The 25,249-nt window shown below is 74.1% G+C and carries 25 protein-coding genes; 8 read left to right on the plus strand and 17 right to left on the minus strand.

Translation table 11 applies throughout. The features are described from left to right. Positions 1–39 precede the first annotated feature (39 nt). Entirely contained in the window at positions 40–477 is a 438-nt protein-coding gene (locus ABT369_RS17505; RefSeq protein WP_350613028.1) for a response regulator, read from the plus strand. A gap of 5 nt (positions 478–482) precedes the next feature. Here the strand turns inward: ABT369_RS17505 and ABT369_RS17510 are convergent, their stop codons facing one another. Both ABT369_RS17510 and ABT369_RS17515 read right to left on the minus strand, forming a co-directional pair. Further along, positions 483–818 (minus strand): STAS domain-containing protein, encoded by a 336-nt coding sequence (locus ABT369_RS17510; RefSeq protein ID WP_350613030.1) that lies wholly within the window; start codon positions 816–818, stop codon positions 483–485. 88 nt (positions 819–906) lie between these two features. Beyond that, positions 907–2,181 (minus strand): YbiU family protein, encoded by a 1,275-nt coding sequence (locus ABT369_RS17515; protein ID WP_350613032.1) that lies wholly within the window; start codon positions 2,179–2,181, stop codon positions 907–909. Between the two features lie 93 nt (positions 2,182–2,274). On the opposite strand from ABT369_RS17515, the gene ABT369_RS17520 reads away from it, so the two are divergent. Continuing rightward, positions 2,275–3,420, plus strand: a complete 1,146-nt coding sequence (locus ABT369_RS17520; protein WP_350613034.1) for an ROK family transcriptional regulator — start codon at positions 2,275–2,277, stop codon at positions 3,418–3,420. Position 3,421: 1 nt separating this feature from the next. Here ABT369_RS17520 and ABT369_RS17525 read toward each other — a convergent pair whose 3' ends face one another. Together ABT369_RS17525 and ABT369_RS17530 are read right to left on the minus strand one after the other, a co-directional pair. Then, on the minus strand, positions 3,422–3,811 hold the full coding sequence (locus tag ABT369_RS17525; protein ID WP_350613036.1) for a response regulator: 390 nt from the start codon (positions 3,809–3,811) through the stop codon (positions 3,422–3,424). A gap of 101 nt (positions 3,812–3,912) precedes the next feature. After that, positions 3,913–4,344 (minus strand): hypothetical protein, encoded by a 432-nt coding sequence (locus ABT369_RS17530; protein WP_350613038.1) that lies wholly within the window; start codon positions 4,342–4,344, stop codon positions 3,913–3,915. A gap of 124 nt (positions 4,345–4,468) precedes the next feature. Between ABT369_RS17530 and ABT369_RS17535 the strand changes: the two genes are divergently transcribed. Beyond that, complete coding sequence (locus tag ABT369_RS17535) at positions 4,469–5,536, plus strand: DUF2855 family protein (RefSeq protein ID WP_350613040.1); 1,068 nt, start codon at positions 4,469–4,471, stop codon at positions 5,534–5,536. A 45-nt stretch (positions 5,537–5,581) separates the two neighbouring features. Here the strand turns inward: ABT369_RS17535 and ABT369_RS17540 are convergent, their stop codons facing one another. The 6 genes from ABT369_RS17540 to ABT369_RS17565 form a co-directional block, all read right to left on the minus strand. Next, positions 5,582–6,262: a LuxR C-terminal-related transcriptional regulator gene (locus tag ABT369_RS17540; protein ID WP_350613042.1), complete on the minus strand. Its 681-nt coding sequence runs from the start codon at positions 6,260–6,262 to the stop codon at positions 5,582–5,584. Continuing rightward, positions 6,259–7,440, minus strand: coding sequence for a sensor histidine kinase (locus ABT369_RS17545; RefSeq protein ID WP_350613044.1), 1,182 nt, complete (start codon positions 7,438–7,440; stop codon positions 6,259–6,261). The genes ABT369_RS17540 and ABT369_RS17545 overlap by 4 nt, the downstream gene beginning before the upstream one ends. Positions 7,441–7,518: 78 nt before the next feature. Then, on the minus strand, positions 7,519–8,139 hold the full coding sequence (locus ABT369_RS17550; protein WP_350613046.1) for a carbohydrate-binding protein: 621 nt from the start codon (positions 8,137–8,139) through the stop codon (positions 7,519–7,521). A 115-nt stretch (positions 8,140–8,254) separates the two neighbouring features. Beyond that, positions 8,255–9,775 carry a DUF1996 domain-containing protein gene (locus ABT369_RS17555; RefSeq protein WP_350613048.1) on the minus strand — a complete coding sequence of 507 codons (1,521 nt, stop codon included), beginning with the start codon at positions 9,773–9,775 and terminating at the stop codon, positions 8,255–8,257. Between the two features lie 142 nt (positions 9,776–9,917). Further along, complete coding sequence (locus ABT369_RS17560; protein ID WP_350613050.1) at positions 9,918–10,166, minus strand: DUF3040 domain-containing protein; 249 nt, start codon at positions 10,164–10,166, stop codon at positions 9,918–9,920. Between the two features lie 100 nt (positions 10,167–10,266). Continuing rightward, positions 10,267–11,772, minus strand: a complete 1,506-nt coding sequence (locus ABT369_RS17565) for an alkaline phosphatase PhoX (RefSeq protein WP_350613052.1) — start codon at positions 11,770–11,772, stop codon at positions 10,267–10,269. A 205-nt stretch (positions 11,773–11,977) separates the two neighbouring features. Between ABT369_RS17565 and ABT369_RS17570 the strand changes: the two genes are divergently transcribed. The 3 genes from ABT369_RS17570 (at position 11,978) to ABT369_RS17580 (ending at position 15,657) form a co-directional block, all read left to right on the plus strand. Further along, positions 11,978–13,327: a S1C family serine protease gene (locus ABT369_RS17570; protein WP_350613054.1), complete on the plus strand. Its 1,350-nt coding sequence runs from the start codon at positions 11,978–11,980 to the stop codon at positions 13,325–13,327. 102 nt (positions 13,328–13,429) lie between these two features. After that, entirely contained in the window at positions 13,430–13,585 is a 156-nt protein-coding gene (locus ABT369_RS17575; protein ID WP_350613056.1) for a hypothetical protein, read from the plus strand. A 95-nt stretch (positions 13,586–13,680) separates the two neighbouring features. Beyond that, positions 13,681–15,657, plus strand: a complete 1,977-nt coding sequence (locus tag ABT369_RS17580) for a hypothetical protein (RefSeq protein WP_350613058.1) — start codon at positions 13,681–13,683, stop codon at positions 15,655–15,657. Here the strand turns inward: ABT369_RS17580 and ABT369_RS17585 are convergent. From ABT369_RS17585 to ABT369_RS17615, 7 genes are all read right to left on the minus strand, one after another. Then, positions 15,591–16,553: a lysylphosphatidylglycerol synthase domain-containing protein gene (locus ABT369_RS17585; RefSeq protein WP_350613060.1), complete on the minus strand. Its 963-nt coding sequence runs from the start codon at positions 16,551–16,553 to the stop codon at positions 15,591–15,593. The genes ABT369_RS17580 and ABT369_RS17585 overlap by 67 nt on opposite strands. 41 nt (positions 16,554–16,594) lie before the next feature. After that, positions 16,595–17,479, minus strand: coding sequence for a glycosyltransferase family 2 protein (locus tag ABT369_RS17590; RefSeq protein WP_350613273.1), 885 nt, complete (start codon positions 17,477–17,479; stop codon positions 16,595–16,597). After that, positions 17,479–18,684: a cation:proton antiporter gene (locus ABT369_RS17595; protein WP_350613062.1), complete on the minus strand. Its 1,206-nt coding sequence runs from the start codon at positions 18,682–18,684 to the stop codon at positions 17,479–17,481. The genes ABT369_RS17590 and ABT369_RS17595 overlap by 1 nt, the downstream gene beginning before the upstream one ends. A 6-nt stretch (positions 18,685–18,690) precedes the next feature. Beyond that, positions 18,691–19,173, minus strand: a complete 483-nt coding sequence (locus tag ABT369_RS17600; protein WP_350613064.1) for a cation:proton antiporter regulatory subunit — start codon at positions 19,171–19,173, stop codon at positions 18,691–18,693. Between the two features lie 192 nt (positions 19,174–19,365). Beyond that, entirely contained in the window at positions 19,366–20,652 is a 1,287-nt protein-coding gene (locus ABT369_RS17605; RefSeq protein ID WP_350613066.1) for an ArsB/NhaD family transporter, read from the minus strand. A gap of 78 nt (positions 20,653–20,730) precedes the next feature. Beyond that, the gene (locus ABT369_RS17610; RefSeq protein WP_350613067.1) at positions 20,731–21,024 is read right to left on the minus strand and encodes a hypothetical protein; all 294 of its coding nucleotides are present in this window, start codon (positions 21,022–21,024) and stop codon (positions 20,731–20,733) included. 68 nt (positions 21,025–21,092) lie between these two features. Next, entirely contained in the window at positions 21,093–21,770 is a 678-nt protein-coding gene (locus tag ABT369_RS17615) for a M23 family metallopeptidase (RefSeq protein ID WP_350613068.1), read from the minus strand. Positions 21,771–22,026: 256 nt separating this feature from the next. Here ABT369_RS17615 and ABT369_RS17620 point away from each other — a divergent pair, with 256 nt between their 5' ends. Next, positions 22,027–23,919, plus strand: a complete 1,893-nt coding sequence (locus ABT369_RS17620; protein WP_350613070.1) for a protein kinase — start codon at positions 22,027–22,029, stop codon at positions 23,917–23,919. A gap of 192 nt (positions 23,920–24,111) precedes the next feature. Further along, the gene (locus ABT369_RS17625) at positions 24,112–25,086 is read left to right on the plus strand and encodes a TerC/Alx family metal homeostasis membrane protein (RefSeq protein ID WP_350613072.1); all 975 of its coding nucleotides are present in this window, start codon (positions 24,112–24,114) and stop codon (positions 25,084–25,086) included. Positions 25,087–25,249 lie beyond the last annotated feature (163 nt).

A 25,249-nucleotide genomic window follows, 5' to 3' on the forward strand; every position in this document is an offset into this window, starting at 1 on the left:
CAGTTCGGCCGACCCCCGCTCGGTGAAAGGACCGCCGCCATGCCGAACACCGACCGCGCCGCGACCATCCTCCTCGTCGAGGACGACCCGGGCGACGAGCTCATGGCGCGGGAGGCCTTCGAGGACGACGCGCTCTCCAGCGACCTGCACGTGGCGCGGGACGGGCAGGAGGCGCTCGACTTCCTCTACCGGCGCGGCCGCCACGCCTCGGCGCCGCGCCCCGACTTCATCCTGCTCGACCTGAACCTGCCCCGCGTGGACGGCCGGCAGGTGCTGCGGCAGGTCAAGTCGGACGCGGCGGTGGCGAGCATCCCCGTGGTGGTGCTGACGACCTCGAGCGCGGACGAGGACGTGGTCGCCTGCTACGGGGCGCACTCGAACGCGTACATCACGAAGCCGTCCGGCTACGACGAGTTCGTGGACGTGGTGCGCCAGATCAACCAGTTCTGGATGGACACCGCGCGCCTGCCGTCCTGACGGCCTCAGCTCTCGATGGTCAGGATCGCGTCGAGGCCGGTCAGGGCGAAGACGCGGGAGAGGGTCGTGTTCGGGGCGCGGACCACGAAGCGGCGGCCCTCGCGCACCGCGTGCTTGTGGGCGCGGACCAGGGCCGCCACGCCGGAGGAGTCGCAGTAGGCCAGGCCGCTCAGGTCGGCGATCAGGGTGGCCGCGCCCGACCCGAACGCGCCGGTCACGGCCTCGCCGAAGCGCTCGATCGAGGTGTAGTCGAGGGCACCCGCCACCGACAGCACGACACCGCCGGGCCCCGTGCCGGCCGTGATCGTCAGCCCCGAACCGGAACGCCTGTCACCATTCATGAGGAGGGCAGCGTAACCCGGGCCGGGGCGTCCCGCAGCTTGGGCGGTTGCGTGCCGGTTTGTGCCCCCGAATCCTGCGCAACTCCGGTCAGTCCTTCAGCCCCAAACCCCGACGGCCGGTGGCGTTGAGCTGCTGCGGTCCGAAGCGGTCCGGCCAGGTGCGCTCGTAGTGCTCCTCGGGGAAGTCGCCCGGGCTGGAGCCGGTCGCGAAGGCGTCGCGGACGCTCGCCGCGTAGCGCTCGTTGCGGCCGCACCAGGGGGCCGCGGGGATGTACATGACGTTGCCCCAGCCGCGCTGGTGCTGGACCGGTGCCACGCTGTGGATCATGTCGCAGTGCCACCACACCGAGTCGCCGGCCCGGACGTCGGGGATGCCAGCCTGGGCGCGCAGGAGCAGCGCGTGCCAGCGCTCGGAGGCCGGGAACACCTGGTTGACGGTGACCCCGCACATGTCGTCCTCCGGGACGTCGCCGAGCAGGGGGCGCAGCATGAGGTACGCCATCGCCGACGGGATCGGCACAGTGTGCAGCACGCCCTGGTCGTGGTCCATGTCGGACAGCGCCGTCCAGCCCTGGAACGTGCGGAACGCCGAGCACATCGTCGAGCCCGGGTACTGCGGCCCGTCGGTGCGGTAGGCCGCGTCCCACGGGTCGTACCGCTCGACGTTGCCGTCGAAGAGGTGCCGGAACGCGCGCTGGTACGCCTCGGTCATCCACAGGTCGAGCGTGCCCGGGTCGAGGTGCGTGCCGAGCCCGCCCGAGTCCGCGCCCTCGGGCCGCCGCCGGATCCGGTCGGGGTAGAGCGAGTCGCGGTCGGGGTCGAACCAGACCTGCCCCTCCGAGTCGTACTTCCACTGCCGGTTGAGCAGCGCCTGCACGGTCGCCATCCGCTCGCTCTGCCGCGCCTCCATCTGCGCCGGCGACCAGTAGATCGGGTAGATCTCGGGCCGGGACCCGACGGTGCCGAAGAAGTCGTCCCCGGGCCCGCGGTAGTGCTCGAAGAACGCGTTGCGCTCGACGTACTCGACGATGCCGCGGTCCCACCCGAGCGCCTGCTCCCGCTCGAAGTGCCCCCGCACGACGAGGCACCCGCGCCGCTTGAGCAGGTCGAGCCGCTCCGGCGGCACGGTGCCGGCGGCGATGTCCGCGTAGTCGATCACGGGCCACACCTGCTCGCCGTTCTTGAGCGCGGCCTCGATCTGCTCGACCTCGGCCTCGATGCGCCGCTCGAGGACGGCGAACACCTCCTCGACCGTGCGCCCGGAGGCCGCGATGCGGGCGCGGATGGCCCGCTTGATCTCGCGGATCGCGCCCGGCAGGTCGGCCGGGGTCTCCTCCCAGTGCGGCAGCGCGGGTGCGGACACGGCGGGCTCCTTCTAGTCAGGTCTCCTTATTTGTAAAGCCGACGGTACGCGCCCCGCGGTGTTCTAGGCAAGGCTCCTGCCTAGCATTGGCACATGGACCCCGCGCCGTCGTCGTCACCGTCCCTGGACCTGGTGCGCTCGCTGACCGACGAGCGGGTGCTGCGGGCCCTCATGCGGCACCGGCGGCTGACGCGGGCCGAGCTGGCCGCCGAGACGGGCATCTCGAAGCCCACGGCGGGGGAGAGCGTGCGCCGGCTGGAGGCGCGCGGCCTGGTCGCCGACACCGGCGAGCGCACCCCCGGCGGCCGGGGCCGGGGCCGGGTCGGCTCCTACTACGCCCTGTCGCCCGCGGCCGGCGCGGCGCTCGCGGTCTCGATCGCCCCGTCGGGCATCACGGGGGAGCTGCTCGACGCCTACGGCGAGACGATCGCCCGGACCTCGCACCCGCTCGGCCGCCCGGCGTCCCCGTCCTCGGTCGCCGCCGCGCTGGCCGCCGCCGCCTCCTCGCTGGGCGCCGCCTTCTCGCCGGGTGGGGCCGCATCGCCGGATGGGGCCCGCCCGCGCCTGGCCGTCGTCAGCGCGGCCGATCCCGTCGACCGGGCGAGCGGCCGGCTCGTGCACCTGCCGGACTCGCCCTTCCTGGTGGGCGAGCTGGACCCGGTGGGGGTGCTCGCCGGGCACGTCGCCGGCCCCGTGACGGTCGACAACGACGTGAACTGGGCCGCGCGGGCCGAGCGGGAGCACGCCGGGGACGACTTCGCGTACCTGTACCTGGGCGAGGGTCTGGGCTGCGCGACCGTCGGCGGCGGCGCGGTGACCCGCGGCCGCGGCGGGCTGGCGGGGGAGATCGCGCATCTGCTCACCGCCGGCCCCGGCGGCCGCGCGGTGCCGTTCATCGAGGTGTTCGGCGCGATGGGGGTGCGCCGGCCCGGCTCCACCGCGATCGACCCCGACGCCCTGCTGGCCGCGATGGCTCGTGAGTCCGACCGTCTCCTGGTGGCCCGGGCGGTCGCGGGGGTGGTGGCCGCGATCGTCGCCCTGGCCGATCCCGGCCTGATCGTGCTGGGTGGCCCGTGGGGCCCGGCCGTGCTCGCCCCGGTGCGGGAGGCGGTGGGCGGGCTGCCGCGCACGGTCCCGGTGGAGGCGGCCGTGCTGCGGCAGGAGCCCGCCCTGGCCGGGGCCCGCCAGGACGCCCTGGACCGCCTGCGCGGCGCCATCGTCGCCGACGCGGCCGGCTAGCTCAGGACAGGAGCAGGTCCTCGAGGCTCGACAGCAGCGTGCGGGCCGAGTACGGCTTCGTCAGGTAGGCGTCGGCGCCCGCCATGCGGCCCTCGGTCTCGAAGTTCACCTGGGTGCGGGCGGTGAGCATGATGATCGGCACCGCCACCGTCGTGGAGAGCATGCGCAGCGTGCGGCACACCTCGACGCCCGACATGCCGGGCATGGACACGTCCAGCACGACCGCGTCCGGCGGGCGCCGCTGGATCAGCGCGATCGCCGACGGCCCGTCCGCCGCGGTCGCGACCTCGTAGCCGCCGTTGCGCAGCTGCGTGGCCATGAGCTCGCGCAGGTCCTCGTCGTCGTCGACCGCCACGACATATCCGTTGTGCCCGCCGGCCGGCTCGAACATGCCGTACCCCCTCGTGAGACGTCCCTGCCCCGATCCTCCGCCGGCCGGGGAGCACGGGGCGCCCGTGCGGGGTGCAAGGCGGTTGCAGAAGCGTCCCGGCCTCAAGCCTCGGGCAGGGCCTCGCGCTCGGCCTGGGCGACGAGCTCCAGGGAGTCCTCGGGGCCGAGGCGCCGCTCGCACAGGTAGCCCAGCATCGACCACGTCGCGTCGGAGACGTCCTGCTCCGAGTACGGCTCCAGCAGCCCCTCCTCGCCGAGCTGGGTGCGCAGCAGGGCCTCGCCCACCGCGGGGTCGACCTCCACGTCCTGCGCCATCGTGGCCACGAACTCGGCCACCGAGTCGCGCGGCGTGTCCTCGTCGAAGAGGCTGCGCACGGCGAGGCGGATCGCGGCCCGCAGCACCGGCGCGTCGTGCTCGTCCGGCGGCAGCTCCGCCGCCCGCGCCGCCGCGTCCTCGTCGCCGGCCAGCAGCGCGACGAACACGGCCCCCACGCGGGACCGTGGCGTGTAGCCGTCCTCCTGCTCACTCCCCATGCGACCGAGCGTAGCCAAACAATGCCGCCGCCGAGGACCGCGCCGATCGCCCCCGGCCGTGGGCAGCGTCACCCTGGAGGGGATCGGGCGGGCGGCTTGAACCAAGATGCACAAGGAGTGCAAGATGTGTGCCATGTGGGTGTTCGGGGTCGATCGGCAGCAGCTCGGCGTCACCACCGTCGAGGAGGTCGCCGCGCCCCGGGCCGGGGACGGGGAGGCCGTGCTGCGCGTCGACCGGGTCGGGGTCACCGCGAACAACGTGACCTACGCGGTGCTCGGCGACGCCATGCGCTACTGGCAGTTCTTCCCGCCCGCCGCGTTCGGGCTGCCGCCGCGGTGGGGCCTGGTGCCGCTGTGGGGTTTCGCCGAGGTGGTCGAGTCGGGTGTACCGCACGTGCACCCCGGATCGCGCGTCTACGGCTACCTCCCGCCCGCCGGGCACCTCGTCGTGCGGCCGGGCCGGATCGACGAGACCGGGTTCCGGGACACCAGCGAGCACCGGGCGGAACTCCCCTCGCCGTACAACGCCTACCGGCTCACCACCGGCGACGCCGCCTACCGGGCCGATCGCGAGGACCTGCTGGTGCTCTTCCGGCCGCTGTTCTTCACCTCGTTCATGCTCGCCGACCAGGTGCTCGACCACGACGCCTACGGGGCCGAGCGCGTCGTGCTGTCCTCGGCCTCGAGCAAGACGGCCTTCGCGGCCGCGTTCGAGCTGCGCGGGCGCGGCCCCCGCGTCGCGGGGCTCACCTCGCCCGGGAACGTCGCGTTCACCGAGGCGCTCGGCTGCTACGACGAGGTGCTGTCCTACGACGAGGTCGGGGCGCTGCCGGCGGTACCGACGGCGTATCTGGACCTGTCCGGCGCGGCGGCGACGCGGGAGGCGCTGCGGGCGCACCTCGGCGAGCGGCTCGTGCGCGACATCGCGGTCGGGCTCACCACCCAGTCCCCGAACGCGCTCGCGGCCGGCGAGGTGTTCTTCGCCCCGGCCCGGATGCGCAAGCGCTCCGCCGACTGGGGCCGCGAGGGGCTCGACGCGCGCTTCGCCGAGGCCTGGGAGCGCTTCGCCGCCGCGGCCGCGGGCTGGGTCGACGTCCGGACGGGGCACGGGCCGGAGGCGCTGCGGGCGGCCTGGCTCGAGGTCGCCGCCGGGCGCACGCCGCCCCGGATCGGGCACGTCATCCGGGCGTGAGCGGCATGACTTGACACCCTGAGCCGCCGCGGTCGCGGCACGGGGCTAGCGGATCGAGGTCCAGCGGACCACGGCCTCGGTGCGGCTGCGCACCTGCAGCTTGGCGAAGACGTGGTTCAGGTGGTTCTTCACGGTCTTCTCGGTCAGCCGCAGGCGGTGCGCGATCGAGGCGTTGGACAGACCCTCGCAGAGCAGGTGCATCACGTCCTCCTCGCGCTCGGTCAGGCCGAAGTGGCGGCGGGCCGCGGCGCGGCGCTCGGTCTGCTGGTGCCGGCTGCGCTCGCGGGCCTGCTGGTCGCGGACCATCGACGCGGCGACGGAGGCGGCGACCGGCGACAGCCAGCCGCGGCCGCCGGCGACCTCACGGACCGCGCGCTGCAGCTCGGCCGGGTCGAACTCGCCGTGCACGAGATAGCCGCGGGCGCCCTGGTGCAGCATGCCCGCGATGAGCTCGGCGTCGTCGTCGCTGGTGAGCACGAGGACGCTGCTGTACTGCGCGATCGTGGCGATGACCGACAGCCCGTCCGCGATCGGCATGCGGTGGTCGAGCAGCGTGACGGTCGGCTGCAGGCGCCGGGCCGCGGCGATCCCCTCGCGCCCGTTGGCCGCCTCGCCGAGCACCCGCACCCCGTCGCCGCCGTCGAGGATGCCCCGCAGCGCGCCGCGCACGATCGGATTGTCGTCCACGATCAGCACGCCGATGTGGGGCGCGCCCGGCCACGTCACGCGGCACCGACCGGGGCGCCGAGGGCGACGCGGACGGTGATCGTGGTGCCGGCCCCGGGCGCCGAGTCCACGTGCAGGTCGCCGCCGGCGTTGCGGGCCCGTTCGGTCATGCCCACGATGCCGAAGTGCCCGGCGCTCTGCAGGCGGCTGAGGTCCCGCGGCACGGCGAAGCCCTGGCCGTCGTCGGAGATCTCCAGGAGCACCCCGCGCCGGGTCGGGGCCAGCCGGACGACCACGCGGCGGGCGAGGGCGTGGTTCGCGATGTTCGCGAGGGCCTCGCGCAGGATGCGGCTGAGCTCGTACGACACCGGAATCGGCGGATCGACGGGCTCCAGGATCGTGCGCACCGGCACCCCGGCGGCCGCGCTCCAGGCGTCGCACAGCTCGCGCACGCTGGTGGCGAAGTCGCGGTCGGGCACGTCCAGGCGCATCTCCTCGAGCAGCTCGCGGGCCTGCCGGGCGGCGGCGGTCGCGCCCGCGGCGACGGTGCCGGCGAGCTGCTCGGCCAGGGCCGGCTGGCGGCGCAGCGAGGTGGGCAGCGCGAGGGCGGCCAGGGACACGCCCCGCAGCGTCTTGCTCACCGAGTCGTGCAGCTCGCGGGCGAGGCGGGCCCGCTCGGACGCGGCCGCGGAGCGCTGGGCGGCGTCGACGAGGCTGCGCGACAGCTCCAGGTAGCGGGCCAGCGCCGAGGTCAGCACCGACGTGCCCAGGCCCGCGAGGGCGCCGGCGACCGGCAGGGCGACGACGAACGCGGCCATCTCGGCGGGCGGGTCGAGGCGGTGCAGCACGCGGCCGATGACGGCGAAGCCCAGCGCCCCGTGCAGGATCCACACCGGCACCGCCCGCAGCCCGAGCAGCACCCCGGCCAGGGCACCGGCGCCGGCGGCGAAGCAGAAGTACGCGATGCCGCCCCGGCTCAGGGCCAGCACGGCGAGCACGAGGACCGCGTCGGCGGCGACGGCGGTGACCGGCAGCGCGGCGAGGCGGGGCCAGCGGGCGAGCAGGCCGAGCTGGACGCCCGTGCCCACGGCCACCAGCGCCAGCACCTCCACCAGCCGCCACCGGTCGCTCACCAGGAGCAACCCGGCCGCGGCCGCGATCACCGCCGCGAGCGCGCGGCCGACGAGCACGGCCCGGGCCAGCGCCGCCGCGGCCACCGCACGGTCGGTGTTCACCACGGCAGGGACGCTACTGGGCGCCTGCCCGCGCGCGCAGCGGGGGCTCGGGATTTGCGCCGCAGTTAAGCGAAACCTAAGTCAGGCGATCACGATCTCGTCGAGGTCGGGCGCCGGTGACTCGTCGTTGAACAGCGTCAGCCGGACCTCCCCGGCGGGCAGGTTCGCCGTGAACCGGAACGACTGCGGGACCGTCCAGTCCGGGCCGGTCACCGGGAACGCGCGCGGGGCGGCGGTGCCGATGCGGACCTTCAGCGTCCGGTTCCCGTCGGCCTCGTAGTACACGGTCACGGTCCGGGTGCCGGCGCTCGGCAGCGTGACGCGCACGACGAGAGTGCATTCGGCGCACATGTACCGCACCCGCTTCCCGCCCCGGCAGGTGCCGCACGCGGTCGCGGAGGCGCCGCCGGTGAGCGTGTTCGCGGGGTCCTCGGCCTGGATGCTGATCGGCGCGAACCCGGGCGGCGGGGAGGCGCTCAGGCCGAGACTCAGGCCAAGACTCGGGCTCGCGCTCGGGCTCAGGCCGGGCTGGAACGCGCTGGCGACCGCCTGCGGCGTCCGGCTCGGCCCGGGCTCGGCCCGGTCGTGGTCCGGGGCGATCAGCGGCGGGACCGCGACGGCCGCGCCCGCGATGCCGACGGCCACGGCCGTGACGCCGATCCACTGCCGCGGTCGGCGCGTCGGCAAGCCGCCGTCAGTCACGCGTGCTCCTCGTCCCTCCGGCGACCCGCGCCCGACAATACGCCACGGCGCCGCCGCCCCCTGCGGGACGACGGCGCCGGGTCTTACCGGTGGGGTGTTCTTTTCCGGTGGAGTGTTACGGCAGGACGTAGTTGTTGTTCAGGACGTACGGCGCGGGCTGCTGGTCGTCGCGCCCGTCGTGGCCCTGGGCGTCGCACTGCCGGGCCGCCACGATGCACCCGTCGATCATCGCCTTGAGGGTCCGGTCGTCCCACGCGTTGACGAAGTCGTAGTGGAACGTGGGGCCGGCGCCGCTGGCGAAGTGCACCTTCGACATGTCCCCGTTGACCGGCCAGGCCATCTTGAACTCGAGCTTCGGCACCGCGACCGGGTGGTCGTCGGGGCAGACCACGCCCGCGGCCGAGTGCGTGTCGATCGGGTAGGCCATGTGCGACTGGTGGTCAGGCGAGTCCAGGTGCAGCCCGTCCCAGCAGCTCGGGGCCTGGTAGCGGATGTTGAGCTTCACGCTGCGGTCCGTCGGGCAGCTCAGCGGGATGTTCTTGTTCTCGTAGCTGTCGCCGCACTCGAAGCCCTTCTCGGTCGCGGCGAGGAACTTGTCGGCGTCGGTGTTCTTGGCGTTGCCCACGACGAAGCGCAGGCCCTTCGGGAACGGCCGGATCGTGCGGTAGTCCTGCACGCCGGTCTTGTAGTAGATGGTCTGCAGGCCCTCGGGGTTGACCGCGACGTCACCGTTGTAGAGCGTCGGCATCCAGTACGCGGACAGGTCGCCCTTGGCCTTGCAGGTGGTCGAGCCCGCGACGAGCGAGTCGACGGTCGTGTTCGCGTTCGTCGTGGTGTTGCCCATGAAGGTGTGCATGTGCGACGCGCCCGCGAGCCCGGGGAACACGATCGGGTCGTCCTGCAGGTTGCTGCGGCTGACCGAGCAGTTCGCCTGGAACTCGTGGAAGCCGCCCTTGTTCGGCGGCACCTCGTGCGACGGCTTCACGTTCGTGACGGGGTTCGGCGCCATGATCCAGCCGGCCTGGGCGGTCGCGGTGGACGTCGGCGTGGCGCCGCCGGTCGGGACCGGCCCGGCGCTGGACGGGCCGCCGGTGACCGGGCCGACCGTCGCGGTGGCCGGGGCGCCGGAGGTGCCGAAGACCTGGAACTCCCACAGCGAGAAGCCGTAGCCCGAGGAGCGTGCGGTGCCGTAGAGCCGCACGTAGCGGCTCATGGCGTTGACCGTCAGCGTCTCCTTGCCGCCCTTCGACGTCGTCGTGGAGTACACCGTGAGCCAGGCGGTGCCGTCGGAGGACGTCTGGATCTGGTAGGCGGTGCCGTAGGCGCGCTCCCACTGCAGCACGACCTTGCCGATCGCGGTGGGGGCGCCGAGGTCGACCTGCAGCCACTGCGGATCGCTGAAGGCGCTGGACCACCGGGTGCCGGTGTCGCCGTCGACGGCGGCCGAGGCGGGGTAGGCGCGCCCCTCGCTGGAGGAGGCGGTCGCCGGCTTGCCCTGGGACACGGGCGTGGCGTCGGCGCTGGCGGAGCGCAGCGGCCCGGTGGCGAACCAGCCGAGCAGGCCGACGAGCGCCACCGCGATGCCGGCCAGCACGAACAGCCGCGATCGGGGCTGGTGCCGGAGGGACAGGGTCATCGATTCTCCCGTGGGGGTTGGATCACCACTTGCGTCAGGAACGCTAGTGATCGCCGCCCCCGCGATCCTGGGCCCAAAGGCCCAGACCGGGTCCCAATCGACGGGCTCCCGCGCGGAGCGTCCCGGCCCGCATCTGCCGGGGTCAGGTGTCCAAGGGCTGCCAGAGGCCCGCGGCCACGCCGAAGGCGCCCGCCGACAGCACGGCGAGCGTGGTGTCGTGGGCCATGAGGCTGGCCGGGAGCGCGCAGCCGGCCGAGAGCAGCGCGCCGGTCGTGAGGCGGGTGCGCCAGCGGCGTACCGGGCGCAGGGCGGTCAGCGCCCGCGCCAGCTCCGGGTCCTCCCCGGACAGCGACTGCTCCAGCTGCCGCAGCCGCCAGTGATCATCGGACACCCCGTGATTCTCGGGGCGAAGTACGACGAACGTGCGGAGACGGTATGACGAACACGCGACGAGGCCCGGGCGAACCCGGGCCTCGTCGGTGCACGTGCCGCTAGCCGAGGTACTTCTCCCACGGGCCGGTGATCGCGAGCGTGATGCCCGGCGCCTGGATGTTCACGAACAGGATCTTGCCGTCCGGCGAGAACGTCGGGCCGGTGAACTCCGAGTAGGTCGGGGAGCCGCTCGACGTGCCGTTGCTGAGCATGTTGCGGGCGATCGCGTAGGTCGGGCCGCCCGGGATGGAGCTCAGCACGTGCGAGGCCTTCACGCCGTCCTCGGCCAGCACCAGCGAGCCCCACGGGGTCACGGTGACGTTGTCCGGGCCGTCGAAGACCATGTCGGCGTACTTCGGGTTCGGGCCCTCGCCCTCCGACTCCGGGTTGTGCGGGAAGTACGTCACCAGCGTGATGGTCTCGTCGCTGTAGTCGTAGAACCACACCATGCCGTCGTGCTTGGTCGCGCCGGCCGGCAGGTCGTTGGCGCCGAAGGCGAAGCTGTTGACGATGTAGCAGCCCTTGTTCGTGCTCCACACGCCCTCGAACTTCTTGCCCCGGGTGACCTGGCCGTCGGCGAACTGGGTGCGGACGGTCTTCGTGCGCGCGTCGCGGTCGGGGACCTCGACCCAGCTCACCTTGAACGGGCGGCCCAGCTGCGCCGAGGTGAGGAACGCGACGTCGGGCAGGATGCTGCCGTCGTCGAGGCGGATCTGCATCGCCTCGAGCTTGCCGGCGTCGTCGGCGAGCGTGTTGGCCAGGCCCGCGTGCAGGCGGGCGCCGCGCGGGGCGGTCCAGCGGTAGAACAGGCCGTTGGGGCCGGAGGCGTCCTCGGAGAGGTACACGTGCTTGAGGTTCGGCTCGACCGCGAGGGCCTCGTGCTCGAAGCGGCCGAACGCCTTGATCGGCTTCGGCAGCTGGTGCTTCGAGTCGCTGGTCAGCACCTCGAAGACGTAGCCGTGGTCCTTCTCGTAGGTGCCCGTCTGGCCCGCCGCCGACCACGTGGCGCCGGCGTTGATGAAGGTCTCCTCGCAGGTCAGCCAGGTGCCCCACGGCGTGACGCCGCCGGCGCAGTTGCGCACGGTGCCGGAGATGCCGACCCATTCCGCCCGCTTGCGGCCGCTGCGGTCGGTGGTGATGACCGTGCAGCCGCTGGCGTTCTTCGCGCCCGGGTCGTAGACGGTGCCCTCGATGTGCGGCACGCCGTAGGCGGACATGTACGGCGTCATCTCGTGGTTCTGGATGATGGTCAGGCCGTTGCGGTCCGCGCCCACGACCCCGGTGCCGTCGTGATAGGCGGGCGTCTTGCCCTGGCCGAAGGACATGTCGGTCTCACCCTCGCGGGTGACGATCGCGTATGAGAAGCCCGCGGGCAGCGCCAGGATGCCCTTGGGGTCGTCCTGCAGCGGCGGGAAGGCGCGGCCATTGCCGTTCGGCCGGCCCCCGTCGTTGCCGCCGTTGTGGGCGGCGGCGGGCTCGGCCAGGGTCGGGAGCGCACCCGCAACGGTCAGCCCGACACCCGCGGCGGCCGTGCCGGACAGCACTTGACGACGAGAAATGGTCATGAGGGCACTCTGCTACGCCACAGCCGAATGCAGATGCGTGAGTGTGTGAGTGGCGGGTGGACGGGCGATGAACGGCCCGTGAATCCGCAGGCAGGTTCTACCGCCTCGCCATCGGCCCCGGTCGTTTTGCGCGGCCGATCGAACCTTCGGCGGTCCCCGTCCGTAGTCGCCGGTAGATGGCCGACTCCCGGGCGGTGGTGGACGAATGACGGCTTCGCGCTACGACGTGCCGGTGACCGCGGTGCCGGTCACCTCGGTGATCGGGGCGGAGCGGGGCTGGGACGGCTGGGGCGACGGTCCGGTGCCGCCGCCCCGCCCGCCCGAGTGGAACCGCCCGTCGCGCGCCTACGACCGGTGGCCCGATCCCGGCTGGGGCCCTCCGCCCGAGCCGCGGCGGGTGCTGCGGCGCGGTGGAGCGGTGCTGCGGTGGGCCGTCGGGGTCGTCATGCTCGTCGGGCTCGCCGCGCTGGTCAGCGTCGCCGGGCTGGTGGCCACGCTGGAGGCGCGCTCGGACAGCCCCCGGCCGCGCCCCACACCGACCGCCGCGCGGCCCGGCGCGGTGGTCCCGGCCCCGCCCGGCGACGCGCTGTCCGCCACTCCCGAGGCGTCGCCGGCCACCTCGGCCCCGGCCGCGCCGCTGGACACGGCGACGATCGTGGCGACGGTCAACCGCAGCGTCGTGAACATCACCAGCACCCTCGGGCTGCGCAACGCCCGCGCGGCCGGGACCGGGGTGGTCATCGGCTCCACCGGGCTCGTGCTCACCAACAACCACGTCATCGCGGGCGCGACGGCGATCAGCGCCGTGACCGTCGCCAACGGCCGCTCGTTCGCCGCGACGGTCGTCGGCTACGACCGCACCCACGACATCGCCGTCATCCAGCTCGCCGGCGTCTCCGGCCTGACCCGCCTCGGCGTCGCCGACTCGTCCCGCGTCCAGGTCGGCGACGAGATCGTCGCGGTCGGCAACGCCGGCGGCAACGGCGGGGAGTCGGTCACCGGCTCGGTCACCGGCCTCAACCGCACCATCACCGCCCAGGACCCCGAGGGCGGCGGCTCCCAGCGGCTGTCCGGCCTCATCCAGGTCGCGGCGGACATCAAGCCGGGCGACTCCGGCGGCCCGCTCGTCGACCGCGGCGGCCGGCTCATCGGCATCAACACGGCCGCGTCGACCGACACCGGCCAGGGCGTCGGGTTCGCCATCCCGAGCAACGCGGCCCTCGCCATCGCCCAGCGCATCACGAACGGCGAGTCGTCGGACACCGTCCACATCGGCCCGACCGCCCTGCTCGGCGTCACGGCGTCCGACGCCGGCGGCAAGGCGGGCGGCGCCGAGGTCTCGGGCGTCCTGGCCGGCAGCCCGGCGGAGCGCGCGGGCATCGGCGCGGGCGACGTGATCCGCACCGTGGACGACGAGGACGTGGCCGGCGCGTCGTCGCTGACCGCCCTCATCGACGCCCACCAGCCGGGCGACACCGTGCGGGTGACGTGGATGGACCGCGGCGGCCGCACGCACACGGCGAACATCCGCCTCGCGACCGGCCCCGCCGGCTGAGCCGTGGCGGGCGCACCCCGGCGGCACCGCGCCGGGAACCCGGGGGCTCCGGGCGCTGCCGACCATCATGGCAACGCCATCCGCCGACCTCGGAGGTACGCCATGGGGATCGTCCGACCGCTCACCACCGGGATCGTCGCCGTCGCGGCGTTCCTGGCCCTGCTCCCCGCCTCGGCCGAGGCGGCCCCGCCCGGCAAGGGGCAGGTCCTGCAGTCCGCCGCGTGCAAGTTCCGCTCCCCGGCCTGCCGCTGGAACTGACCCCACAGAGCAACTCGTCGAACGGAGCAAGTCGTCAAGACATTGTCATGAACCGGCGGTAGCGTCGTCGTACTGCGGGGCCACAATGGCCCGCGATGCCTGCCGCGAACCGGACTCACCTCGCCGGCGCGCTCCGTGTGCGGACCGCGCCGGGCGCGCGGGCCGGGCGGGTGCTGCAGCTGGCATCCGTCCTGCCCGTGCTCGCCGTCACCGGCTGGCTGCTCGTGGCCGTCCCGCTGGCCGCGCTCGGCGCCTTCCACGCGTGGACGGTGCTGCCCGCGGCCGCGGCGGCCGCGGTGCTGCTCGTCCGGCTGGCCCGGCCCGCCCTGGCGGCCGCCCGGACCCGGCCCGCGCCGTGGTGGGCGGTCGCGTCGACGCTCGCAATCGCCGCGGCGTTCGCGGCGCTGGCCATGGCCACGCACAGCGAGCAGGCGGTGCTGCACCGCGACGCGGGCACGTACGCGCAGATCGGCCTCTGGCTCAGCGGCCACCCCGGGCTCACCGCGCCGGTGCCGGCCGAGGCCTTCGGGGGCGCCGCCGACGAGGTCACCTTCGCCCATCCCGGGTTCTACGAGCAGGACGGGACGATCGTCCCGCAGTTCATGACCGGCTGGCCGACGCTCCTGGCCGCCGCGCACTGGGCCGGCGGCTGGACCGGCATGTTCGTGCTGCCCGGCCTCGTCGGCGGCCTCGCCGTCCTCGCCGTCGCCGGGCTCGCCGCGCGGATCGCCGGGCCGCGCTGGGCCCCCGTCGCCGCGCTGCTGCTCGCCGCCGCCTGGCCGATGCTGCGGGTGAGCCAGACCACCTACTCCGAGCCGCTCGCCGCGCTCATGCTCGCCGGCGGGCTGGCCCTGCTGCTGGACGCGTGGCAGAGCCGCCGGGCACCGCTCTTCGCCCTGGCCGGGCTGGTGCTGGGCGGGGGCGAGCTCGTCCGGCTCGACATGGCCGTCGACTTCGCGCTCGTGCTGCCCGCGATCGGGTGGTGGTGGGTGCGCCGGCAGCCGGGGGCCCTGGCCTTCGCGTCGGGGGCGCTGGTGGGCGGCGGGCTCGGGTACCTCGACGCCCGGTACGTGACGTGGCCGTACGTCCAGGTGAACTGGTCCTCGGCCCGGCCGATGGCGCTGCTGCTGGTCGCGGCCGTCGTCGGGACCGTGGCCGGGGCGATCCTCCTGCGCCGCCGGTCGCTGCGGCTGAGTCCCAGGCTCGCCGTCGCGCTGGTCGTGGCCGGTGGGATCGCCCTCGCCGCGCGGCCCTGGTACTGGACGGACCACTCGGTCACCGCCGCGTCGACGATGGACTACGTGGCCTCGCACCAGCGGCGGCTCGGGCTGCCCGTCGACGGCACCCGCGGGTACGCCGAGCAGAGCCTGTCCTGGGTCTCCTGGTACTTCGGCTGGCCCCTGCTCGTGCTGGCCTGGGGCGGGCTGATGGCGGCCGCCGCCGGCGTGGCCCGCGGGCGGCAGTGGCGGCTGCTGCCGATCCTGCTCGTCTACGGCGGCTCGGCCGCGGCGACGCTGCTGCGCCCGGCCATCACGCCGGACCACCCGTGGGCCGACCGGCGGCTCGTCGTCGAGGTGCTGCCGGCCGTGGTGCTGCTCGCCGTCGTCGCGCTCGCCGGGCTGGCCCGGATGCGGCTGCGGGTGCCGTGGATGGCGGCCCTGCTCGCGCTGGCGATCGGCCCCGCGCTGTGGGTGACGGTGCCGCTCGCGCCGCTGCGCACCGAGGTCGGCGAGCCGGAGGCCGCGGCGCGGCTGTGCCGGGCCCTGCGCCCGGACGACACGGTGATCATGATCGACACGCAGTGGGCCCCGACCGTGCGCAACCAGTGCGGGCTGCCGGTCGCGCAGCTGCCGGACCCGACCGTCGACCGGCTGCGGATGGTGGCCGCGGCGGTGCGGGCGGCCGGGCGCGACCCGGTGCTGATGTCCACGTCGACGTTGCCGCTGCTGCCGTACGGCCTGCCCCTCGAACGCGTCGTGTACCAGGACGAGCGCGAGGACCAGCATCAGCTCGCGCGGCGCCCCGACGGCACCGACCCGCGGCTGCTGGAGTGCTGGCTGGTCCGGGCGTAGGCGAGGCCGGCGAGCATCAGGTCGGCCGCGGTCATCACGGCCCGGGACAGCAGCGCGACGGCCGCCGCCGCCCCGCCGCCCGCCACGGTGGCGAGCAGCCCGACGAGCACCAGGTCCCGGGCGCCCGCGCCGGCCGGGGCGATGACGACCAGGAACCCCAGGCACCAGGCGAGCGCGAACCCGCCCACGCACACGACCAGGGCCGGGCCCGCCTGCTCGCCCAGGGGCCGCAGGGGCCGCAGCAGCAGCCACACGTGCGCGCCGAACAGCAGCCACGTCACGATGGCCCACCCGGCCGCGGCGAGCACCGCCCGGCCCGGCAGGGGCCGCTCGAGCGGGGGCCGGCGGGTCAGCCGCAGCGCGCGGGCGATGACGCGGTTGAGCACGGCCGGGTGCAGGGCGGCCGCGGCCACCGGGGCGGCGACGAGGAGCCAGCGCAGCCGGCCGTCGGATCCGGCAAGCGCGAGCGGGAGGGTCGCGGCCGCGGTGAGCAGGCCGGCGACGAGGGAGACGCCCATGGTGAGCAGGCCGGCGGCGGCGGTCCGCGAGCGGGGCACCCCGTGCGCCCGGGCGAGCTCCATCTGGGCGACGATCGGCCAGACGGAGCCCGGGAGGTACTTGCCGAGCTGCCCGGCGAAGAAGACCCTCGCGGCCGGGAGTGCCGGCAGCGGGGAGCCGAGCCCGTCCAGCACCGCCCGCCACGACTGGAGGGTGGCCAGCAGCCCGGCGACCGCGGCGGCCGCGCCGAGCCCGACGGCCGCGACCCCGACGTCCCGCGCGGCGGCGGCGACCGCGGCGCGGTGCGGCCAGATCGCGGCCGCGCACCCGGCGAGCGCCGCGGCGAGGAAGCCCCAGCGCAGCCAGCTGCCGAGGACCTGCCGCGCGAGTCGGAGCATCGGCCGAGCCTGACGGGTGGGCCGCGGCGGCCGTCGCCCGCTCACGCGTCCGGGCGCGAGCGCACGACGAGGTCGGCCAGCAGGGCCACGGAGGCGATGATGAGCCCGGTCAGGAACACCAGCACCGTGTTGGTGGCCAGGCGCACCGGGTGCACGACGACGTCGACGACGCTCTTGACCGCCCCGACACCGATGAGCACCAGGGCCGGCGGCATCAGGGCCTTGAGCGGGTTGAAGTACATCACCATGCGCAGCACCTGCAGCAGGTACCGGTAGGCGTCGCGCACGAACCGGAACTTCGAGCGCCCGGCCCGCTTGCCGTAGTCGATCGGCACGTAGGCGACCCCGTGCCCGTTGGACAGGAACGCCAGCGTGATCGTCGTGACGCAGGAGAACCCGGGCGGGAGCAGCCGCAGGTAGGGCGTGGCGACCGAGCGGCGGAACGCGCGCAGCCCCGAGTTGAGGTCCGGGATGTCCTGCCCGGCCAGCCACTCGGCGATCTTGCGGATGGTCCACTTGGCCGGGATCCGCAGCAACCGGTGGCTGCCCTGCTCGGAGGTGCGCGCCCCGACGACCTGGTCCACCGAGCTGTCCTCGCGCAGGCGGCGCACCAGCTCGGGGATGCGCTCGTTCGGGTACGTCAGATCCGCGTCGGTCCACACGACGATCTCGCCCCGGGCCATCCGCGACCCGAGCCGCCGCACCGTGCCCGCCCCGCCGTTGCGGCCCATCTGGACCACCTGCACCGCGGGCAGCACGGCCGCGGCCCGGCGCAGCTCGTCGAGGGTCGTGTCGGTCGAGGCGTCGTCGACGGCGAGCACCTCGTAGCGGAAGCCGGAGGCGTCGAGGGCCGCGCAGATGCGGTCGAGCTCCTGACGCACGTGCGCTGCCTCGTTGTAGCACGGCAGCACGACCGTCACGTCCATCACGTGGTCTCCGGTGCGGGCACGGTCTCCGGCGCGGGCGCCGGCAGGCCGCGCTTGCGGGCGATGCGCCGGCTCAGCGGCTCCAGCGAGCGGGCCAGGATCGGGCCGAGGACCGCGAGCACGAGCACGTACGCGGCGGCCAGCGGGCCGATACTCTCGTTGAGCCCGGCGGACACGGCCAGGCCCGCGATGACGATGTTGAACTCGCCGCGCGGGCTCAGCGCCACCCCGGCCCGGGCCCGGCCGAGCGGGCTGATCCCGGCCCGGCGGGCGGCCCACCAGCCGGTCGCGAACTTCGTGGCCACGCCCACGACCGCCAGCAGCACCGCGATGCCGAGCATCGGCGGCAGCGCGGCCGGGTCGGTGTGCAGGCCGAAGAAGACGAAGAACACCGCGGCGAACAGGTCCCGCAGCGGGCTGAGCAGCTCCCGGGCGGTGTGCGCGAGCGGGCCGGACAGCGCGATGCCGACGAGGAACGCGCCGACGGCGGCCGAGACCTGCAGCAGCTGGGCGACGCCGGCCACGAGCACGGTCAGGCCGAGCGCCTTGAGCAGCAGCACCTCCTCGTTGGGGGAGGCGACGAACATCTCGACGTACCGGCCGAACCTGAGCGCGATGACGAGGATGACGGTGATCGTCCCGGCCGCGATGGCCAGGGTCGTCAGGCCGGCCACGAGCCCGACCCCGGCCAGCAGGGCGGTCAGGATCGGCAGGTACACGGCCATCGTGAGGTCCTCGAAGACCAGCAGCGACAGCACGATCGGCACCTCGCGGTTACCGAGCCAGTTGAGGTCCTTGAGCACCTTCGCGGTGATGCCGGAGGAGGTCACGTACGTCACGCCGCCCAGCGCCACCGCGGCCACCGGCCCCCAGCCGAGGATGAGCGCGGTCGCGACGCCGGGCGCCGCGTTGAGCACGAGGTCCACGACACCGGCCAGGGCGTTGTGCCGCAGGGTGCCGACGAGCTCCGGCGCCGTGTACTCCAGGCCGAGCGTGAACAGCAGCAGGATGACGCCGATCTCGGCGCCGGTCGCGGTGAACTCCTCGCTCGTGGCCAGGGGCAGGATGCCACCCTGGCCGAATGCGAGCCCGGCGATGAGGTAGAGCGGGATGGGGGAGATCGCGAACTTGGCCGAGACGGCTCCGAGCAGGCCGAGGCCGAGGATGACCGCGCCGATCTCGATCAGGGCAGCAGCACCGTGCATGCGCGGTCAGCCGTTGGCGAGGATGTTGATGACCGCGTCGGTGCCGTCGGCCGTGCCGACGACCACGACGAGGTCACCAGGGTCGAACACGAAGTCGGGCCGCGGGCTGGCGAGGATCTGGCCCGCGCGGATCACGGCCACGATCGACGCGCCCGTGCGCGTGCGGGCCTGGGTGGCGCCGAGGGAGCGGCCGTCGTACGGCGAGCCCGCCGTGATCGGCACCTGGACCGTCTTGAGCCCGGTGACCTGCCGCTGCAGGTCGGCGAGGCGCTCGACGATGCGGGCGGTGCCGAGCAGCTCGGCCACGCCGTTGGCCTCGTCGGTGCTCAGCGCGAGGGTGGCCACCACGGTGTCGGGGTCCTCGCTGCTGTAGAGGACCACATCGCGGCGGCCGGAGACGTGCGACAGGACCGCCGCGTGCTGGCCCTTGGCGGTCACGAACTCGTGCCGAAGGCCGATTCCGGGCAGGGCGGTGCGTTCGACGTCCATCGTGCGTGCTCCCAGCTGACTTGCCTGCTTGAGGAGGCGGGCGGGCAGCCGTGTCCGCTGCCCGCCCGCCGGTGCCGCAGCAACCCTGGCGAATCGATATGACCGTGGTCCCGCGGCGCTATGACAGTCTTGTGACGAACTGCCCCGAACCGTTCAGTGGCACTGGACGGTTGTCGTGGCACTGGATGGTTGTCAGGCGAAGTAGCGCAGCCAGACGTACCCCCAGGCGATGACGGTCGTCACGATCGTGGTGATGATGCCGTACCGCGTGAACTGCCAGAAGCTGATCGGCTCCCCGGAGCGGGCGGCGATGCCCAGCACCACGACGTTGGCGCTGGCCGCGACCGCGGTGCCGTTGCCGCCGAAGTCCGCCCCGAGCGCGAACGCCCACCACAGCGACCGGCCCGTCTCCGGGTCCGGCGTGGTGGCCACGATGTCCTCGACGATCGGGGCCATCGTGGCGACGTAGGGGATGTTGTCGAAGAACGCGCCCAGGATCGCCGAGCCGAACAGCAGCCCCGTCGCGGCCGCGAAGTAGTCGTCGCCGACCTGGCCGGTCGCCCAGGTGCCGATGCGGTGGATGACGCCGGTCTCCACCAGGCCGCCGACCATGACGAACAGTCCCATGAAGAACACGAGCGTCGACCACTCGACCTCCTCGAGGTACTTCTCCGTCGCCACCCGCGAGACGAGCACCATGAGGCCGGCGCCGAGCAGCGCGATGATCGCGGGCTCGACGTGGATGACGGCGTGCAGCGCGAAGCCGGTCACGACCAGCGACAGCACCGCGAGGCAGCGCCACAGCAGCCGCCGGTCGGTGATCTCGGCCCGCGGGTCGAGCGCCATGATCTCGGCGACGCGCTCGGGGTGGTACTCGAAGCGCTTGCGGAACATGACCCACGCCAGCAGCACGAAGAGCGCGAACAGCACCGCCACGATCGGCGCCATGTGGATGACGAAGTCGTTGAACGTGAGCCCGGCCCGGCTGCCGATGATGATGTTCGGCGGGTCGCCGATGAGCGTCGCCGCGCCGCCGATGTTGGACGCGAGCGCCTCGGCGATGAGGTACGGCGCGGCGGGAATGCCCAGCTTGCGGCAGACCAGCACGGTCACCGGCGCCACGAGCATGATGGTGGTGACGTTGTCCAGGAACGGCGAGGCCACCGCGGTGATGACCATGAGCATCACGAGCAGCTTGTACGGCCGGCCGCGCGACCGTTTCGCGGCCCAGATGGCCAGGAACTCGAACAGGCCGGTCTGCTTGATGACCCCGACGATGATCATCATGCCGAGCAGCAGGAAGATGACGTTCCAGTCGATGCCGGCGTGCTCGGAGAAGAAGACGTCCTGGCCGGGCACGAGCCCGAGCAGGGCCATGGCCCCGGCCGCGCCGAGCGCGACGGCCACGCGGTGCACTTTCTCGGTGGCGATGAGGGCGAAGGCCACGGTGAAGATGGCGATCGCCAGGACGGCACTCATATGGATGTACCTCCTGAAGGCAAACGGGTTTATGCCGTCGACCCGGACGGGCCACGGCTGATGCGTTTCGGTGTGCCTTCAGGAACTGGGAGGACCCCGGCAGCCGGCGGGCTCGCCGGACCACCCGATGCTGGGCTTCGTCGTGGACTGTTCCGCGGGGCCGCCGGTGAAGCGCGGTTGCGCCTCGCCCTCGGCCGCGACCGGCGTCGCGGACACCGCGTCGCGCACGTCGGCGGCGAGCATGGCGTGGGCGGGCGCGGCGCGCTGCACCTGGAACGTGTCGCCGGGCACCGCGTGGTGCGCGAGGCTGAGCCCGAGCAGCAGCGCGCAGACCGCAAGGGCCAGTCCGGCCACGGCCGCGCGTGCTCGCATGCTCACCCCCTGCTAAAACGCCGAGAATACCAGGGGGTGTGAGTCCACTGTGGACGTTCGGCGGCCGGTCAGGCCGACGGCCGTGCCTCGGTCGCCGTGCAGTTGCGGCTGGTGCGGACCTGGTCCGGCGAGTGGTCGTCGCTGGTGATCCCGGAGGGCACCCCGTCGAACACGGCCTCCACCTTGTCCCCGTTGCCGCGGGTCCGCTTCGGGTCGAGCCGATCGTTGAGCTGCTCGTAGTGCAGGTGGTCGACGGTCGTGGACCCGGTGTGCCCGACGACCCCGATCGGCTGCCCGGGCGTGACGGCGTCGCCGGTGCGCACCCGCGGGGCGGCTCCGAAGTGCCCGTACTCGGTGAACCAGCCGCCGCCGTGGTCGATGATCACGCCGTACCCGAGCCCGCCGCGGGTCCCGGACGCCCCCGCCGGGGCCGGCTTGCCGTCGCCGAGCGTCGCGCTCCACCCCGCCCAGGTCACGGTCCCGCCGGCCGAGGCGAGCACGGTCCGGCCGCCGGTCGACCCCGACGTGGCGAAGAAGTCGATGTCGAAGTCGTCGTGCCCCGGGTACGTCGTGAGCGTCCAGACCTCACCGCAGGGGAACGGCATCTGGAAGGCGGGCCGCGGCCCCGGCGGCGGGGGCGGCGCCGGCGGCTCCCCGGCCCGGTGCCGGATCGCGACGTACGACACCACGACGCACCCGGCGATGACCGCGAGGGCCACGAGCCGGTAGACGCCGCGCGGCGTCACCCGGCCCGTCCGTACCGCACCATGGCCTCAACTGTGCCACGGGCACGCTGTGGTGATCCTGGCCACACGCAAGCCCCCGCGAGGGGGATTCGGACGCCTCGTGGGTATCCGAAAGACCTGTGGATGCCCCGCGGATGGCCCGGGACCAGCCAAATCGACACCTAACCGTCACGTGGCGGGCAGGCGGCGGACGGTAGGGTAGCAGTGCGGCAAGGGTGGGGCATCCGGGCAGAGCTGGGGGGCGTTGCAGGAGACCATGGAGCTTGATGGGCGGTATCGCCTGGACCGGGTGACCGGGACCGGGGGGACCGCGGAGATCTGGCATGGCGCCGACCGGCTGTTGCATCGGCCGGTCGCGGTTCGCATTCCGCATCTGAGCGCGGCCGACGTCACCGACCGGTTCCTTGCCGGCGGGCGCATCGCCGCGCGGCTCGTGCACGCCAACATCGCCGCCGTCTATGACGTGGGCGTCGCCGACCTGCCGGAGCGGGGCTCCACGCCCTACGTCGTCATGGAGCTCGCCGAAGGGCCGTCGCTCGCCGTCCTGTTCGGCGAGGGGGCACTGTCGTGGCGGGAGGCCGCCCGGATCGGGGCCCAGGTCGCGGCCGCGCTCGCCCACGCGCACGGGCAGTGGGTCACGCACGGTGGCCTGACGGCCGCCAAGATCCTGCTCGGCGAGCTCGGGGCGAAGGTCGTCGGGTTCGCCGGGGACGGCGAGTTCGAGCCCGCCGCGGCCGCCGCCGACGTGCGGGCCCTCGGCGGGGTCCTCGCCGGCTGCGTCGGGGGCCAGGTCGGCGACGGCGCCCCGGCCGAGCTGTTCGAGCTGGTCGACCGCTGCCTGCGCGTCGACGCCGCCGAGCGACCCTCCAGCGACGAGGTCGCGCTCATCCTCGCCGAGCTGTCCGGCACCACCGTCGACCTGCCGGCCTGGCTGAGCGAGGCGGCCGAGTCGCGCCGCACGGCGGTGCTGGCCAACCTGCGCCCCGACGCGCACCATGCCGACCGCCGGTCCCGCGCCGCCCGCCTGAGCCGCTCCCTGCGCTCCGGGGGCTCCGCCCTGGCCGACCGCTTCGGCAACGCCGCCCGCGCCATGCGTTCGGAGCGCGCCGCCCGGGCCACGGGCTCGGAGCGCGCCGGCACCGCCGAGGACCTGATCCGCCCCGCCGGCGAGCTTGCCTGGGCCACCGACCCCGGGCGCCCGGTCGCCGGCCGCCTCGATTTCGACCTCGACCTCGCGCACACCAATGCCGACGACGCCATCGTCATCCGCACGGCCGTGGACCCCGCGCACCCGGCCCCCGCCGAGGATCAGGCCTATCCGGTTCGACCGGCCTTCCGCCGCCCCGACTTCGTGCGCTCGGCCGCCGATCGCTCCGACCTCGCCCGGCTGGTCGCGGAGCGCTCCGGCCCGCCTGCGGAGGCGAGCCCGCCCGCGGCTGAGCTGTCCGGGTCTGCCCGTCAGCCCCGGCACGCGGCCGGTGAGGAGACCCGGCCGCTGTTCGCCGCGCGGAGCGGGGCCGGGGCCGGGATCCTGGCGCGGACCGGGCTGGTCGGCGACGGCGGGCTCAACGGGAGCCTCCGGGCGTTCGGGGAGTGGATGCACGAGCAGGCCGGGCGGTTCCGGTCGCGGCGCTGGGCGCTGCGCACCGGGGCGGTGACCGCCGGGGTCGTGGTCGTGCTCGCCGGTGCGGTCGGGGCCCTCGGGTCGTCCGGGACCGGGATGGTGCCGTGGCTCGGGCGGTCGCCCGAGGTCGTCGCGGTGCCGCCGGTCGACCTGCCGCCGACCGGGCAGGACGTCGCGCCGCCGGCCACCGCCGCGCCCACCGCGAATGCGCCCCGGCCCACGCCCACGACCGCGACGACGGGCAAGAACCGGCCGGTCACCAGCACGACCGGGCCCGTGAATCCGGCCCCGCCCCCGCCGTCGGTGCCGCCGGTCGAAAGCTCGGCGTCGCCGAGCGCCTCGGCCTCGCCGTCCGCGTCCGCCTCGCCCACGGTGTCGGTCTCGCCGAGCGGGACGCCGGAGCCGACCGGCTCGGCCGAGCCGAGCGCGTCGAGCCCGGGCGATCTGGTCAGCGCCCCGCCGGCCGGGGCCGACCCGAACGCGGCCGCGGGGCCGCCGCCCGGCTTCGTGGAGACGTCCGGCTGAGGCCTGTCGCATCACTGGGCGGGCCCGCACTCAGGGAACGTCCAGGTTGGGCCCGTATCCTCGGCCGCTGAGGGGAGTACCTCGCAAGGTCGTTCCGGTCAGTACGAGCCGCCGATGCGGTTCCCGGGCGGCCACCCGCCGGGCGGGTGAGGGAGACCTCGAACGTGTGACGCTGCGTTCGAGGAGACCCGCATGCCCGCCGAGTCCATCGCGTCCCCCCAGCTCTGGGCGGCGACCATCGCCGTCCTGCTCGGACTGCTCACCCTCGACTTCATCCTGACCCGTAAGCCCCACGACGTGCCGATGCGCGAGGCCGTGGCCTGGTCCGTGTTCTACCTCGCGCTCCCGGCCGTGTTCGGCGTCTACGTGTGGCTCGCCCACGGCAGCGAGCCCGGCGTCGAGTTCTTCACCGGCTACGTGGTCGAGAAGTCGCTCTCGGTCGACAACCTGTTCGTCTTCATGCTGCTGCTCGGCGCGTTCGCGGTACCGGCGAAACTGACCCAGCGCGTCCTGCTCTACGGCATCGTCGGCGCGCTCGTGCTGCGGGGCGTGTTCATCGCCGCCGGGGCCGCGCTGCTCAGCGCGGGGACGTGGGCGTTCCTGCTGTTCGGGGCCGTGCTCATCGTGACCGCGGCCAAGGTCCTGCGCGACGCGCTGCGGCACGACGAGCACACGGTCGACCCGGGGAACATGCGCGCCACGCGGCTGCTGCGCCGGCTCATGCCGGTCACGGACGAGTACCACGGCGCCCGCCTCACCATCCGTCAGGCCGGGCGGCGCGCGCTCACCCCGATGGCGCTGGTCGTGGCCGCGGTGTTCCTGACCGACGTGGTGTTCGCGGTCGACTCGGTGCCGGCGGTGTACGGCGTGACCAGCGACCCGTACCTCGTCTTCGCCACCAACGCGTTCGCCCTGCTCGGCCTCCGGGCCCTGTACTTCGTGCTGCGCAACGCCCTGTCGAAGCTGCGCCACCTCAACCACGGCCTCGCGATCATCCTCGCGTTCATCGGCGCCAAGCTGGTGCTGCACTGGGCGCACACGGTGTGGTCGTGGGTGCCGGACGTGCCGACCCCGCTCTCGCTGGTCGTGATCATCGCGACCCTGGGCGCGGTGACCGCGACGAGCATCATGGCCAACCGCCGGGAGCTCAGGCGCGCAGGAACGTGAGCACCGCGCCTGGCACGAAACCGGGAGGGGCCGGGTGCGCACCGGCGGTACCGTCGCCGCATGGACGACCTCGACACCTTCGATCCCTATGCGGGGGCCGCCGACTACGACGGCGCCGACCTGCTCGACGACGACCTCGCGCCCGAGGACCCGTCGGCGTCCG

The organism is Dactylosporangium sp. NPDC000244 (genome assembly GCF_040300725.1).
Lineage (GTDB): Bacteria > Actinomycetota > Actinomycetes > Mycobacteriales > Micromonosporaceae > Dactylosporangium.

Excerpts from the sequence above, each read along its gene's own strand:
- ABT369_RS17505 (WP_350613028.1), top strand. The coding sequence starts at position 40 with ATGCCGAACACCGACCGCGCCGCGACCATCCTCCTCGTCGAGGACGAC.
- ABT369_RS17510 (WP_350613030.1), bottom strand. The coding sequence starts at position 818 with ATGAATGGTGACAGGCGTTCCGGTTCGGGGCTGACGATCACGGCCGGC.
- ABT369_RS17520 (WP_350613034.1), top strand. The coding sequence starts at position 2,275 with ATGGACCCCGCGCCGTCGTCGTCACCGTCCCTGGACCTGGTGCGCTCG.
- ABT369_RS17525 (WP_350613036.1), bottom strand. The coding sequence starts at position 3,811 with ATGTTCGAGCCGGCCGGCGGGCACAACGGATATGTCGTGGCGGTCGAC.
- ABT369_RS17530 (WP_350613038.1), bottom strand. The coding sequence starts at position 4,344 with ATGGGGAGTGAGCAGGAGGACGGCTACACGCCACGGTCCCGCGTGGGG.
- ABT369_RS17535 (WP_350613040.1), top strand. The coding sequence starts at position 4,469 with ATGTGTGCCATGTGGGTGTTCGGGGTCGATCGGCAGCAGCTCGGCGTC.
- ABT369_RS17555 (WP_350613048.1), bottom strand. The coding sequence starts at position 9,775 with ATGACCCTGTCCCTCCGGCACCAGCCCCGATCGCGGCTGTTCGTGCTG.
- ABT369_RS17565 (WP_350613052.1), bottom strand. The coding sequence starts at position 11,772 with ATGACCATTTCTCGTCGTCAAGTGCTGTCCGGCACGGCCGCCGCGGGT.
- ABT369_RS17570 (WP_350613054.1), top strand. The coding sequence starts at position 11,978 with ATGACGGCTTCGCGCTACGACGTGCCGGTGACCGCGGTGCCGGTCACC.
- ABT369_RS17575 (WP_350613056.1), top strand. The coding sequence starts at position 13,430 with ATGGGGATCGTCCGACCGCTCACCACCGGGATCGTCGCCGTCGCGGCG.
- ABT369_RS17580 (WP_350613058.1), top strand. The coding sequence starts at position 13,681 with ATGCCTGCCGCGAACCGGACTCACCTCGCCGGCGCGCTCCGTGTGCGG.
- ABT369_RS17585 (WP_350613060.1), bottom strand. The coding sequence starts at position 16,553 with ATGCTCCGACTCGCGCGGCAGGTCCTCGGCAGCTGGCTGCGCTGGGGC.
- ABT369_RS17590 (WP_350613273.1), bottom strand. The coding sequence starts at position 17,479 with ATGGACGTGACGGTCGTGCTGCCGTGCTACAACGAGGCAGCGCACGTG.
- ABT369_RS17595 (WP_350613062.1), bottom strand. The coding sequence starts at position 18,684 with ATGCACGGTGCTGCTGCCCTGATCGAGATCGGCGCGGTCATCCTCGGC.
- ABT369_RS17600 (WP_350613064.1), bottom strand. The coding sequence starts at position 19,173 with ATGGACGTCGAACGCACCGCCCTGCCCGGAATCGGCCTTCGGCACGAG.
- ABT369_RS17605 (WP_350613066.1), bottom strand. The coding sequence starts at position 20,652 with ATGAGTGCCGTCCTGGCGATCGCCATCTTCACCGTGGCCTTCGCCCTC.
- ABT369_RS17610 (WP_350613067.1), bottom strand. The coding sequence starts at position 21,024 with ATGCGAGCACGCGCGGCCGTGGCCGGACTGGCCCTTGCGGTCTGCGCG.
- ABT369_RS17620 (WP_350613070.1), top strand. The coding sequence starts at position 22,027 with ATGGAGCTTGATGGGCGGTATCGCCTGGACCGGGTGACCGGGACCGGG.
- ABT369_RS17625 (WP_350613072.1), top strand. The coding sequence starts at position 24,112 with ATGCCCGCCGAGTCCATCGCGTCCCCCCAGCTCTGGGCGGCGACCATC.